Raw genomic sequence first — 14800 nt, forward strand, 5'->3', positions numbered from 1 at the left:
TTATTTTTTCAATTTCTCTATTTGTACAATAAGGCCCCTGAAACATTCCAGAAGCTGATACTTTCACCCTCTTTAGGGCCTTGTGGGATCTGAACTCGAATCGTATGCTTTCCAGCCTTTAAATCTCCCAAGTCAATAAATACAGGATTGGTAACTGTTCCTGGACACCAATTGGAGCGGCTTAAATCCGAGGAGGATAAACCATTTTCGAAATTCCCACTGACTGGATTATATAATCTATAGCTACCACAATCCAAACGCCAAGGCGTAAATTGAGCTTGCAACTTGGAATCCAAAAAGATCCTGTTCGGTTTTGGAACAAATTCATCTCCATTACCCCAACCACCATGACCGGTGCTAATATATCTAAGTTTGACGTCTTTAACATCCTGTGCCAATTCAAAAGTCAATTCTAAGCCTTTTTCATCTTTAAACATGGTTGGATAAGTCTGACCACCCATTTCCATTACATTGGTCGTATTGAATAAAGGCATAATTTTCATTCCCTCAGCATAGTTAGAACCACCGGGATGTATACTCATCTCTAAACTTACCTTATGACCACCTTTATCATAATTACCAATATAGGTTCCTATATAAACCTCTTTACCCGAAAGAACAGGCAAAAACTCCGAAATATCTTGTCTATAGATTACACTATCTTGCCATGTTTTTCCCTTTAGCGCCAGGCGATCATTGAAATGAGATACTCCAAATGGAGTAAAAAAGCGCATAAGCTCATAAACTGGAGAAAATTCAGAAGTTCGGATCATTCCAGGATATGAAGTTCCCGAAGAATCCACATAACTAGGGAGTGTCGCCATTCCATTTTTCATCCCATCCAGAAAACTAATCTTTTGATCCTCTGCTATCAGAAATACCGATCCGGTCCGATCGTAGGCATCCCCGTTCGATTTTTCAATCAGCTGAATGAATGCTTGTGAATTGACATCTACCTCCGGAACTTTGATCTTCTTAAGGATAACAGTACCTTCAGCGAATCGCATAATGCTATCTGATTTAATTCCGGGTTGAAAACAGATTTGTTCATCTTGAAAAACCGGCAGATAGATAAACCTACTCTTCCAAAGTTCATCTCTATAAGTCAACTCATCGAGTAATTGTGAAGGATTGATTTCAGGAAGATCTTTTGGCCAGCTTTTCAGCTTTTCAATGGATGCAGCTACCAAACCAGAGTTTCCATTCCGTCTATATTCCAGAACTAGTCCCAAGCTTTGTCCTAAATCATTGGGAGCAGCTTGAATTTGAGCGTCTTTGGAATATAAAAGTTCTATTTTATTGGAATTGACAGAGGTTACTGCTTTCTGGGTTTTATACCCAATGATCTTCTTCCCATCTGAATCTACATCTTCATAAGTATATTTCTTCAACGTTGAGCTATCAACTGTACTGATTTGCTTATCAGCAGACAAATAGGATATTCTATATACTTTATTCCCGGTGTAATCGTAGCTGGATACCTCTGCAGGATATCTGGCGTTTCCAGAAACTAGGCTTTCCTTAGTGACAAAGGATTTTCCTTTTGTAGCAAAGACCACAACAGGATCCTGTTTTAGCATTGCCCCATCCCTAAAATAATGATAAGTAATTTTATAGGTAACTTGACCAAAAAGCATATTGCTTGCAAGAACCATCAATAATAACAGCAGATTTCTTTTCATACATTAATTTTAATACACTTCGATACTGGTTCCATTTTCTGTTGGGTGCGAGGTACAGATCAAACACCTTCCATTCTCTACCTCCCTATCCGTCAAAACCTCATTATAGTCCATACGAACAGAACCCTTTACCACCTGAGAAATACAAGTACTACACATTCCTGATTTGCAGGAATATGGTAATTTGATTTTATGCTCTAATCCAACATCTAGTATAGTTTTGTCATAAGGTATGGTCAGTGGATATTCCTGACCATTGAATTTGAGGACAATATCATAACTGGTCATATCTACTGGTTCCTCTTCCTTCTCATCTTCATCCTCTTCTTCTTCAGGGAAGTGGAAGGTTTCCCTTTTGATGTTCTCTTCAGGGAATCCCATTCCCAATAAAGTAAATCTCACTAAATCCATATAAAATAATGGACCACAAGTATAGAATACCGACTCATCACCTTCATTTAAATGAGTCTTCAGCAGGCTTAATATATAATCTCTATTCAGCCTGGCTGTCATTAGATTCTTGCTGTTTGACCAAATAAATTCAATATGCAAGCGATCCGGATAAGCTTCTTGCCATTTCAACAATTCATCATAAAAGATGGTTTGTTCCTTTGAACTGTTACTATAAATGAGAACGACTTTACTATTCTTCTCGGCAACCAAAGCGGTTTTCAAGATTGAAAATAATGGGGTAACTCCTACTCCAGCGCCAAAAAGAAAAATGGTATTTGTATGTGATTCAGAAGGAATATAGGTAAACAAGCCTTGAGGTTCCATGACCTGAATTTCATCCCCTACTTTAGTTTTATGATGCAATAATCTGGAAATCTCACCATTATCAACTCTTTTTACAGTGATTTCGTAGGGTTCATCCACATAAGGGCTACTGGAAAAAGAATAGGAACGGCGAACTTCACGTTCCGAAAACTCAAAAGCTAAGGTTAAAAATTGACCTGATTGATACGATGGGAATTCCCCATTGACATCTTCAAAACGTATGGAAATATTATGATTTGGTTGTTGAATAATTTCTGAAATCCTAAATGTATACATAGGGTTAAAGATAGTAGCTTACATTAGTATTTTCAAATAGAAATCGTTGATATCATATCAATAAAAAAAGAGGTTTAGCATGATGCTAAACCTCTTTAGATATCTAATAATAAGCTTTGATTAGAGCTTACGTTTTACTTCTACTTGTTCGAATGCTTCAACGATATCTTTTTCTTGGATATCATTAAATCTTTCAATGCTTAAACCACATTCATAACCTTGAGAAACTTCTTTCACATCGTCTTTGAAACGTTTCAATGAAGCTAACTTACCAGTATGAATTACGACGCCATCTCTAATGATACGGATATCATTGTTTCTGTTGATTTTACCATCCAACACCATACATCCGGCAATTGAACCAACTTTAGAGATTTTGAATACTTCGCGGATTTCCACTTCAGCAACAATTTTCTCTTCCAGTTTCGGAGCCAACATACCTTCCATCGCAGATTTGATTTCTTCAATCGCATCGTAGATAATAGAGTATAGACGGATATCGATTTGTTCGTTTTCAGCAAGCTTACGTGCATTCTGAGTAGGGCGAACTTGGAAACCGATAATAATCGCATCAGAAGCAGAAGCTAATAACACATCGGATTCAGAGATAGCACCCACTGATTTGTGAATGATATTCACTTGGATCTCGTCGGTAGAAAGTTTCAACAATGAATCGGATAATGCTTCGATTGAACCATCCACATCCCCTTTAACGATAATATTAAGTTCTTTAAAGTTACCGATAGCAAGACGTCTTCCGATTTCATCCAAGGTAATGTGTTTAGTTGCACGCATACCTTGCTCACGTTGGAGTTGCAGTCTCTTGTTCGCTACCTGACGAGCTTCAGATTCACTTTCTAATACATAAAGTTTATCCCCTGCTGTTGGAGCACCTGACATACCTAAGATCTGTACAGGCATTGAAGGACCAGCTTCTTTCACACGTTCACCGCGTTCATTGGTCAAGGCTTTAACTTTACCAGAATAAGAACCCGCAAGAATTGGATCACCAATACGAAGCGTACCGCCTTGAACTAGTACTGTTGTTACAATACCTCTACCTTTATCTAAAGCAGCCTCGATTACGGAACCTACAGCACGTTTTTTAGGATCGGCTTTAAGTTCTAATAACTCAGCTTCTAATAATACTTTTTCTAACAATAGTTCGACATTCTCACCCGTTTTAGCAGAGATTTCTTGGGCTTGGTATTTACCGCCCCAATCTTCTACTAGGATATTCATGATCGATAATTGTTCACGGATTTTATCAGCGTTGGCACCTGGTTTATCCACCTTAGTAAAGGCAAATACGATTGGTACCCCTGCAGCCATGGCGTGATTGATTGCTTCTTTAGTTTGAGGCATCACGGCATCATCCGCAGCAATAACGATAATTACAATATCTGTTACTTGAGCACCACGAGCACGCATCGCTGTAAAGGCTTCGTGACCCGGAGTATCTAAGAATGTTATTTTTTTTCCACCATCCAACTGTACAGCATAAGCACCGATGTGCTGCGTAATACCTCCGGCTTCACCTTTGGTTACATTTGCTTTACGGATGTAGTCAAGCAAGGAAGTCTTACCGTGGTCAACGTGTCCCATCACCGTTACGATTGGTGCTCTAGGCACTAAACGTGTTGGATCATCTACTTCCTCCAGCTCAGCTGTTTCTTCATCCTCAGGTTTGATAAACTCAATTTGGAATCCGAATTCATCAGCAACGATTGCTAATGTTTCAGCATCTAATCTTTGGTTGATAGACACGAACATTCCCAAGCTCATACAAGTACCAATTACTTGGGTTACAGGAACATCCATTAAGTTCGCCAATTCATTTGCTGTAACAAATTCCGTAACGCGCAATACTTTGGACATTGCTGCTTCTTCCATTGCTGCTTCTTCCGCAGACATTGCTATATCATCACGTTTTTGACGGCGTAACTTAGCACGTTGAGCAAACTTACCAGATTTACCAGCTCCGCTCAAGCGAGCAAGAGTTGCCTTAATTTGATCTTGGATCTCCTTTTCTGTAGGCTCTTCTTTTGGAGTATCAGGTTTTCTGTTTCTGTCGTTACGACCTCTATTATTCCCGTGACGATCATTGTTTGGATGATTCGGGCGGTTGTTCGGACGGTTACCACCACCTTGATAAGGCGGACGGTTTCCACCATCTTGTCTATTACCTTGTTGTCCTTGACCTTGACCTTGTCCCTGACCTTGACCTTGGTTTTGTCCATGACCATGACCACCGTGGCCATGACCTTGTCCTTGAGCAGCACCGCCATGAGTTGGATTCGGTTTATTCGTACGCTTCCGCTTACGTTTGTTGTCATGTTGATTTCCACCAGCATTATTCGATGAGGAGGCAACAGGTTTGTGTGGCTTAGAAACAGGTAACTGGATCTTACCGACTACTTTTGGTCCACTTAAGGTTTCCGAACGAGCGCGGATTACATCATCCACTGGTTCTACCTTCGCGGCAGGTTTTTCTACTTCTTTATTTTTTTTCACCTCTTCAGGTTGTTTTTCTGTCTTTTCAGATTTTACTGGCTGCGGAGCCTTCTCAGGCTGCACTGGTTTTTCAGTTTTAACGGGAGCCTCGGTTTTTTCAGCAGGAGCCGCTTGAACCGGTTTTTCAACCACTGGTTTCTTCTCCTCTACTTTAGCTACCTCTTCTTTTTTAGGCTCTACTTCCTGTTTCACAACTGGAGCTTCTTCTTTCTTAGGCTCTACCTTTTTCTCAGGTTCTACAGGTTTTTCTTCTTTGACTTCTGCCTTTGGAGCAGGTTTACCACGTTTTAGGCTGTCAAGATCAATCTTACCAACCACCTTCAATGGTGAATTACCTGTTTCTTCTTTTTTGGTTTCTTCCACTACTGGAGTATTCTCCGTAGAAGCATTTTTTATCAAAATCTCTTTAACCTCAGTAGGGCTTTCCTTCTCATCAGTAGATTCAGGGTTAGAGCTAGCAGTGCCTGTGGCTGGACCTTCTTCACGGCGAATCTTGCCGATAACTATTTGTTTAGCCTCGTCTTTAACAATCTTATCACCCTGAAATTCTTTCAAAAGAACGCCATACATCTCAGGGCTCAACTTCGAACTTGGTTTAGAGTCTACATCAAACCCTTTCTTAACCAAATATTCTACAGCTGTGCCAATCCCAATGTTGAGCTCTTTTGCCGCCTTAAGCAAGTTTATACTTTTACCTTCTGTCATCTACTATCTTCTAAATATAATATCGTACTACAAAAATATGTTTTTTTACAAGGATTTAACAATTTATTATAAATTGTTAAACCCTGAAATTCGAAGTTTTTATTATTCGAATTCTGCTTGTAAAATACGTACAATTTCGCGGATGGTATCTTCCTCTAAATCTGTACGTCTTACAAGTTCTTCTTCGGACAGTGCCAATACAGATCTCGCTGTATCTAAACCAACGCGTTTAAACTCATCGATAATCCATCCGTCAATTTCATCTGCAAATTCTTCGATGTCCACATCCTCCTCTTCTTCTCCGCTTTCACGGTAAACATCAATTTCATAGCCAGTTAATTTACCAGCCAATTTAATATTATGACCTCCACGACCAATCGCCAAGGAAACTTGATCAGGTTTCAAATAAACCGCAGCAGTTTTATTTTCTTCATCAATTTTGATGGAAGTGATTCTAGCTGGGCTTAATGCACGTGTGATATATAGAGAATGGTTTGTCGTAAAGTTGATAACGTCAATATTCTCATTACGTAATTCACGAACAATACCGTGAATACGAGAACCTTTCATACCCACACAAGCACCTACTGGATCAATACGATCATCGTATGATTCTACAGCTACTTTAGCACGCTCTCCTGGTTCACGAACAATTTTCTTAATAGTAATTAATCCGTCGAAAATCTCAGGAACCTCTAGTTCGAACAAACGTTGTAAAAACTCAGGTGCTGTACGAGAGATAATAATCTTAGGATTATTATTCATCATATCTACCTTATCAACAACCGCACGAATGCTGTCTCCTTTTTTGAAATAATCAGCAGGGATTTGCTCACTTTTAGGAAGAATCAATTCATTACCATCTTCATCTAAAACTAAGATTTCTTTTTTCCAAATCTGATAAACCTCTCCGATTACTAACTCACCTTCGCGGTCTTTGTATTTCTTGAATACTTCATCTTTTTCAAGTTCAAGAATCTTAGAAACCAAAGTCTGACGAGCGGCTAAGATGGCACGTCTACCGAAGCTCTCTAAAGTAATCTGCTCGATATAATCATCACCAACCTCTAAGTCTGAATCATACTTATGGGCTTCTTCCAACTCAATCTCTAAATCATCATCTTCAGAGAATCCGTCTTCCATAACTACACGCGTACGCCAGATTTCCAAGTCACCATTATCTGGGTTGACAATTACGTCAACATTCTCATCTGTTCCAAAACGCTTACGAATCATACTACGGAACACTTCCTCCAAAACAGTAATGACTGTAGGACGGTCAATGTTCTTAAAGTCCTTGAACTCTTGAAACGAGTCTATCAAATTTATATTAGTACTCATTCTTATTTAAATGAAATTAACACCTTTGTTTCCTTTATTTGATCTAATGGAATATCAGCTTGTACAAGCACAGCTTTCTTCCCTTTTTCCTTTACTTTTTCTTCTATGCTGATTGAATCATCGGTAATCGACAATAATTCGCCTTCTTTTTTAGTTCCATCCAACATCTTCATTTGGATACTTCTCCCGATATTCTTCTCGAATTGTCTTTTCAACAATAATGGAGAATCAATACCTGGTGATGATACTTCCAAACGGTAAGCCTTATCTATCACATTCTCTTCTTCCAAGTGGAATCCAACATGACGACTAACTTGAACACAATCTTCAATGGCAATGCCATTATCACCATCTAGAAGAATCTCTAAAACACCATTCTTTAAAAACCGTACACTAACAATAAATAAGTCTGGTCTGTCGGCAATTTTCTCCTCAACTAACTCTATTACTCGATTCTCGATCTGCATATTTTAATTAATGAATTAAAAAAAGGGGGCATACGATGCCCCCTTCCTTTCAGATAGTACAAAGGTACGAAAACATTTTATTATTTACAACATATATCAAATACGATGTTAATTTTTATCGACTACGGAGTTAATAGTTTTCTGCATTTGAGCCATCATGGTAGACAAAGCTTCCAAGGTAGGTTCTGGATTCGGCTCCGGCAATTCGGTACTTACAAAGGCCTTTGCTTTCCATACTTCCAGGATTTCATTTGCGGAAACCCAATATGGTTCATAAGTCTTGTTATCAGAAACCAACTTCAATCCTTTATCTTCTTTGAATTTTTGTCCGATCCGTTTATAAACAATACCATCATCAGAGGAAACCACAACATAGGTTTGTCCGGGTTTTATATCATGCCAGTTTTCTACGTATTCAGCAATGATTAATGAACCCGATGCCAATGGTAACATTGAATCACCTTTAATTTCGAATGCTCTATAAGTACCTTGGTTAAACAGAGGCAGGGAAAATTTCGGAAGTTCGCTGACATATTCAGGGTCCCCATATCCGTTCATGTACCCAGCACTAGCCTTCACAGGAACAAATTCAATATTCTCCCGATCATTCGAATCCACAGTTACACTTAATACCCTTAGGTTGGAGGCATTGCTCTTCGGAGTTGGTTTCCATTTATCATCTATTACATCATTTGCCAACTCATCCATACTTAAATCATAGAACTCTGCTATCTTTTTTAGTAATTCATACTTAGGCTCGGCCCTATCCTCTTCATAAGCCCCCACCGAAGCACGCTTGATTTCCATTAAATCAGCAAATTGCTGCTGAGTCAACCCTTTTTTCTTGCGAAGATATTTAAGATTTGATGAAATATTTGCCATAGATTTTTTTATTATTTTTTTTGAAATACTAAATTTATTAGTATAATTGTACCAATAAAATTAGCAAAACGACTGCAAATTACCAAATAATTTAGCTAAAACAAGAATAAAATGAACAAATACCATATTTACATCGCGACAGATTCAAACCGTAGGTTCTTACAAGTTGGGTTAAATCAAAATTTGGGATCCGTATACCATGAATTACAGGAACAAGCTGAGCCTACCCTATTTTCATTTGCGGTATTAAATAGAATTGTATTTATTGAATCGTTCAACACGGAGTTGGAGGCAGAAAAGAGATTACAGGAATTATCAGGGATGAGCAGAATGGTCAAAGAAAGATTGATTCGCAAGAGCAACCCAAATTGGTTAAGCCTGTGCCCGCATACTCCAAAAATTGGAATCAGAAAAAAAGCCGTTGTTTATGCATAAGCAATAAACAACGGCCTTAACAACCTTTTCCCTACACTAATCTCTAATTTTTTCGCTCTCTTGTAATTCTTAGACTACCAACCTGGAGCAAAGTTTAATCCGAAGGTTCCAAATTTTTCTCGGGTCGGATTATTCAACTGAATAGCATAGTAAGGTTCCAATATCATGGCACCGAATAAGTTCACTCGAAGCGATACACCTGCACTAAATACCGGCATGGTAACTCTCGAGTCATAAGTAGTAACCGAACCATTTCCAAAATTCTCCTGAACTTTATCAGCATCGGTTTTTTTCCATTTAATAATACTATTATTACTCCATGCTAAACCACCATCAATAAAGAAGTTTAAATCTGAGAATAATAATCCTGAAGGAATAACAGCGAGTTTCTCAGGACCAGTAAATGGCAAGCGAACTTCAAAGTTTCCAACTACCATTTTCGACCCTGAAAGATCATTGAATCCAATCATACTATTTGGTCCAAAGGAATTAGATTCAAACCCACGTACCATATAAGGGTAACCAATATAAATATTATAAAGACGATCGGCATCTTCGCCCATCCGCATATAGGAATAGACCCTAGCAGCAATCGTTACTGGTTTAATTCTTTGATACTTTCTTAAGTCTATATTCAAAGCTGTAAAGCTATAGGTCCCAAAATACTGTTCGGCACCTAATCTATATCTAAAACCTTGCAATGGTGCAGCGATTCCAAATACAGCATTATCTCCAACCAATCCAGCGTTGACTTGCATCAAATTAAATGGATCCAAATTAGACACTCCTAATGCTTTAGCAGCTTCATCATTTGGTACTCGCTCGCGATTACCATAGTAGTTGTAATAACTTTGCGTAAAGCGGTCAACGCGATAGGAGTTATAAGATATTGCACCACCTGTTTCAAAACGGTGATGCCTATTGAAAGGATAGGCAACAAAGGCGTCTGCTTGACTTTGGAAAGAACGAACCAAATACTGATCAATCACTGGTTCCACACCATTTCCTAAATCTCTGGAATCGAAATTATAAAATCCGAATCGGTACGGAATATGGGATAATGAACCACCCCAGTTCCAACGACTTCTTTGATTTATATAGGCTACTTGTCCACCAAAATCGTAAATCTCACCATTGATATTCAAGGCAGCGAATATTTGGTTATAACCCAAGATATCAGAAAACATTCCTTGCACCCCAGAGTTAATACCTGCACCATACCTTGACCCCACAGACATCCCAACGCCAGAATTGGCAAGGTAATCTAATTTGAATTTCGGTTTATAGGCTATATTTTTAATTTGCGAATCCGAAATCCTGCCATAAGCATTGAAATTATATAGGTTGGTATTGACCACATCCACGCCACGGCTTTGAACCGGAGGCAACATCGCGGCTTCAAGATTGATTGATGCCGGATCTACAGACACGGAATCAAACTCGCCACTTTTCGCCTTATATATGGAGAATGAGTTATTCTTAAAATAAGAATAGATGATATCGTCATTTGCTGAAACACTCATTGCTGGCGAATATTCAGTAATACCACTAATACCAGTAAAGAAATCCGTCATTCTTTCAACATGTCCCCCATCGATAACGATTCGATACATATTTCTGAACCCATCACTATTGGATAAGAAATATATTTCTTTTCCGGATGAAGAGAAATGAGGATTTAAATTATTGGCACCTGGGAAAACAGGTATATTCTTAACTTCTTTTGTATTTACATCGACATATGCCAATCCCATTGGAATATCAACAGTCCTACTAGCTGACTCCAAGGACATTCTATCTGTACTGAAAACGATATATTTTCCATCTCTGGAGAAACTAGGTTGGAAATCTGAGTATTTATCGTCGGTCAGTTGGCTTAGTTGCTTAGATTCTAAATCATAGGTATAAATATCGCTTCGCCCATTTTTCAGACCTGAGAAAGCCACCAGGCTTCCATTTGGTGCCCAAGTAATATTGGTAAATTCAGTGATATCCCCCATGGCTTGCACCGAAAGTGTCCTACCATTACTGATATCCACGATCATGAGCTTATTTTTCCCTTCACTGAAAACGGAGAACGCGAATTTCTTACTATCCGGTGAGAAGGTACCTGCAGATTCTATAAAACTGAATTCATCAATATCCTTATTGGTGAGTCGACTTCCCAACTTTCGAATGACCGTTCCGGTTTCTGCATCTGCGAGGAAGAGATCAATACTGAAGAGATCCATCTCAGACAAGAAAACGACATATTTACCATCCGGAGATATAGCCGGCGACACATTCATTCGACCAGCATTTTTCGTGGATAGTAAAAGTTTACCAATTGGATTAGAAGTTGTGTCCTTTCCTATGTTCTTGTAGGAGTTCTCCATACTATTTTTCCAAAGGGTAGACATAGTTTGAGCATCATATCCAAAGACTCTTTTTATTGCAAATTCATAACCGTATTTGGCAGTTTCAATAAATAGAGGCATAATCACGGTATCCCCGTAGGTAGACCCCAGGTATGACCAAAATGCCTGTCCATAACGATAAGGGAAGTATTTACTGGATTGCTCTGTCATTTGCCTTAAACTTGGCAAATCATTTCTAGCATATGAATCCCGCATCCACATAGAGGTAAAGGCGTCTTTTTTCCCAATGGAGAAATATTCTGCCATCCCTTCCACCATCCACAGGGGAAGATTCGCGATATTCTCCAACCTTGTTGAATCCCCACCTTCAATTAAAACTCGATATTGGAAAGCATGGACCAATTCGTGGCCAAGAACATGTCGGGTTTGCTGATTAATTTGCATAATTGGCATGACAACCCTTTGTTTAAAGGCCTCGGTTACACCACCAGTTCCTACACTAATCTCCCCTTGAATAGCCGTAGTTTGCTGGAATTCAGGGTGATTATTATATAAAATAATAGGATTTTTTCTCGAAAAAGTATCTTGAAATACTTGTTGATGCAATTCATACCAGACCTCTGACTCCTTGGCTAACCAATTCATCATGGAATCATTCTGCAAATAATAATAGATATTAAAATGCGGTGTGTCATAAACCTTAAAATCAAGCTTCTTATACCTCATTTTGTTCTGTCCAAAATATTGAGCATTCGCATTAGAAGGTATTAAGGAGCATACAATCGCTAGAAGTAGGTTTATACTTAAAATTTTCGCAAAAAGTATGTGATTAAATTTCATAAGTTATTATTAGTCAATAAAAATAATAAAATCAAATCAATTAAAACTGATTAATTTGTTTCCTCATTCTGTTCTTCGTTTGTATTGTTTTGATTCAATACATCTGGTAAAACAATATTTGGTAATTCAGCATCCAGATTTAATTCTTCAGTGCTGCTTGTATCTTGCCGAACACGAATTCGAGGTCCTGGACAATTATATTTTTTCTCGATTTCAACCTTAGGATCCGGGAACTTACCGAACGTTACGCCAAGTTCAGGATGCTTGTACATCTCCTCCATAAATAACGCATAAATTGGTAAAGCTGTTTTAGAGCCTTCCCCAGTTGCCGAGCTTTTAAAATGTATACTTTGCTCGTCACATCCTACCCATACTCCAGCAACTAAATCTTTGGTCACCCCCATGTACCATCCATCGACATAATCTGAAGATGTACCGGTCTTCCCCCCAATTTGATTATTATCTTGAAATAAGTCCCACTCCCATAATGCTTGCGAGGTACCGCCAGATTCTTCAATTGTTCCTCTTAACATGTAACCCATCAACCAAGCGTTTTCTTCGGTGATAGCTTGTTTCGTTGAGGTTTTAAATTCCGCCAACACTTTCCCATCCTTATCTTCGATCCTTGACACCAAAACCGGTTCAGTTCTCTTCCCTTCATTCATAAAGGTACTGTAGCCTCGCACCATTTCAAATACCGAAACATCATTAGACCCCAATCCTACTGATGGAACAGACTCTAGTTTACTATCAATACCACATTTATGAGCCATCTCAACTACCTTGTCCCAGCCCACCGTTTCGGTGATTTGAGCAGTAACCGTATTTAAAGAACGAGCCATTGCATGTCTTAGCGACATTTCACTATGAGAAAATGACCAGTCCGCATTTTTAGGTTCCCAAATTTCATGTTCACCCTTATTATTGATAAACTCAATTTTCACAGGTTTATCAGTGTATTTATCACATGGAGCCATCCCAGATTCTAATGCCGCAGCATAAGCAAATGGTTTAAACGTAGATCCAGCTTGTCTTTTAGCTTGGTTAACATGGTCAAATTTATAGTAGTCATGGTTAATACCACCAATCCATACTTTAATATCCCCATTATATGGATCCATTACCATCATTCCGGTATTTAGCATCGTTAAATAATGCTTCAAGGAGTCCATGGTGGAATAATCAACTTTTTCCATTCCATCCCAGGTAAAGACTTCCATGCTTTTTTTCTTATTCAGTTCTTCAAAAACCTTAGCTTCATCATTGAATTTTTTCATCAATGAAGCATAAATAGGAAGTTTTTTCGCATGATCCTCCAGGAAGTTAGGAATTACATTTCCTTCTTTATCGCGCCAAGGCAGATCATTCCCCCAAACATTATCCAAACGTTGTTGAAGTTCCTTCATCTTGGTTGAAACCACGGTTTCTGCGATCTTTTGCATTCTAGAGTCGATAGTGGTATAGATTTTTAAGCCACTAGTATAGATATCGATTTCATTATCTTCCGCCCACTTCTCTAACCATTTCTCGACTGCAGTTCTCAAATATGAATCATTAGAGTTTCGGATTTCCTGATTATTCAAGTTCAAACCCAAAGAGTCTTTACTCAATTTATCTACTTCTTCTTTCTTTAAATAGCCCTCCTTACTCATCTGGTTTAGAACGACATTTCTACGTTGAAGGGCATTTTTAGGATTCCGGATTGGGTTATAGAGGGTTGTACCTTTGAGCATACCAACCAATACGGCAGCTTCATTGACAGAGATTTCACTTGGTAATTTATCAAAATAGCGAACAGAAGCAGATTTAATTCCGTAGGCGTTATTGCTAAAAGAAACAGTATTCAAGTACATGGTTAGGATTTCTTCCTTACTGTATTTACTTTCCAGCTTGAAGGCAGTCATCCATTCTTTGTATTTGGTCACAAGTAGTCCGACCCCGGGGATTTTACCTAGGAGACCTTGAGCGTCTTTATATCGTGTTTTATACAGGTTTTTGGCAAGTTGTTGAGTAATTGTACTGGCACCGCGGTCGCTTCCACTCAAAGTGGAGAAAACCCCACCAAATAAACCAATAAAATCTACCCCATGATGTTTTCTAAAACGAACATCCTCAGTAGCAATCAGGGCATTAACAATATTAGGGGATATACTATCGTAAGGTACAGGGTCGCGGTCCTGCTTGTAGTAACGACCTAGCAATACGGAATCGGCGGTAAATAATTCAGAAGAGACGTTTAATTCGGGCAACAATATTTCTTTCTTCGTAGGTGATGATCCGAACAATCCTAAGAAGTTTATTTGAACCGCACAAGTGAATAAGATAATAAAGTAAATAACAATCAGTGCGATACGCAAAAATTTGTTCCGGACACGTTTAAACATACGGTAAATATGAACAAAACTTTGGAAAAAATCATAGCAATTCGCTCAAAAATGAAGCTTAGAACGAAAATTAACGAAATTTAACAAATGTATTTTTTGGTTTTTAAGTAGGCTGTTTTTCCGGCATTTATATTAGCAAA

General features: G+C 38.5%; 9 protein-coding genes. 1 reads left to right on the forward strand and 8 read right to left on the reverse strand.

Features of this window, described 5'->3' with window-relative positions:
- Window positions 1-17: 17 nt before the first annotated feature.
- The 6 genes from ACF3OC_RS13255 to ACF3OC_RS13280 all read right to left on the reverse strand — a co-directional run bounded on the left by ACF3OC_RS13255 (window position 18) and on the right by ACF3OC_RS13280 (window position 8644).
- Window positions 18-1682: a PNGase F N-terminal domain-containing protein gene (locus ACF3OC_RS13255; protein ID WP_392469403.1), complete on the reverse strand. Its 1665-nt coding sequence runs from the start codon at window positions 1680-1682 to the stop codon at window positions 18-20.
- Window positions 1683-1691: 9 nt separating this feature from the next.
- Window positions 1692-2735, reverse strand: a complete 1044-nt coding sequence (locus ACF3OC_RS13260) for a 2Fe-2S iron-sulfur cluster-binding protein (RefSeq protein ID WP_392469404.1) — start codon at window positions 2733-2735, stop codon at window positions 1692-1694.
- A 120-nt stretch (window positions 2736-2855) separates the two neighbouring features.
- Entirely contained in the window at window positions 2856-5954 is a 3099-nt protein-coding gene (infB, locus tag ACF3OC_RS13265; RefSeq protein ID WP_392469405.1) for a translation initiation factor IF-2, read from the reverse strand.
- A 102-nt stretch (window positions 5955-6056) separates the two neighbouring features.
- A complete protein-coding gene (gene nusA, locus ACF3OC_RS13270) occupies window positions 6057-7295 on the reverse strand; it encodes a transcription termination factor NusA (protein ID WP_094255889.1) in 1239 nt (412 codons plus the stop codon).
- Window positions 7296-7297: 2 nt separating this feature from the next.
- Window positions 7298-7762, reverse strand: coding sequence for a ribosome assembly cofactor RimP (rimP, locus tag ACF3OC_RS13275; protein ID WP_094255890.1), 465 nt, complete (start codon window positions 7760-7762; stop codon window positions 7298-7300).
- Window positions 7763-7870: 108 nt separating this feature from the next.
- The gene (locus ACF3OC_RS13280; RefSeq protein WP_094255891.1) at window positions 7871-8644 is read right to left on the reverse strand and encodes a LexA family transcriptional regulator; all 774 of its coding nucleotides are present in this window, start codon (window positions 8642-8644) and stop codon (window positions 7871-7873) included.
- A gap of 111 nt (window positions 8645-8755) precedes the next feature.
- Here ACF3OC_RS13280 and ACF3OC_RS13285 point away from each other — a divergent pair, with 111 nt between their 5' ends.
- A complete protein-coding gene (locus ACF3OC_RS13285) occupies window positions 8756-9079 on the forward strand; it encodes a hypothetical protein (RefSeq protein ID WP_094255892.1) in 324 nt (107 codons plus the stop codon).
- 74 nt (window positions 9080-9153) lie between these two features.
- Here ACF3OC_RS13285 and ACF3OC_RS13290 read toward each other — a convergent pair whose 3' ends face one another.
- Together ACF3OC_RS13290 and ACF3OC_RS13295 are read right to left on the reverse strand one after the other, a co-directional pair.
- A complete protein-coding gene (locus tag ACF3OC_RS13290) occupies window positions 9154-12162 on the reverse strand; it encodes a DPP IV N-terminal domain-containing protein (RefSeq protein ID WP_256962482.1) in 3009 nt (1002 codons plus the stop codon).
- Between the two features lie 164 nt (window positions 12163-12326).
- Window positions 12327-14660: a transglycosylase domain-containing protein gene (locus tag ACF3OC_RS13295; RefSeq protein WP_094255894.1), complete on the reverse strand. Its 2334-nt coding sequence runs from the start codon at window positions 14658-14660 to the stop codon at window positions 12327-12329.
- Window positions 14661-14800 lie beyond the last annotated feature (140 nt).

It is taken from the genome of Sphingobacterium cellulitidis (assembly GCF_043187465.1).
In the GTDB taxonomy this organism is placed as follows: domain Bacteria; phylum Bacteroidota; class Bacteroidia; order Sphingobacteriales; family Sphingobacteriaceae; genus Sphingobacterium; species Sphingobacterium cellulitidis.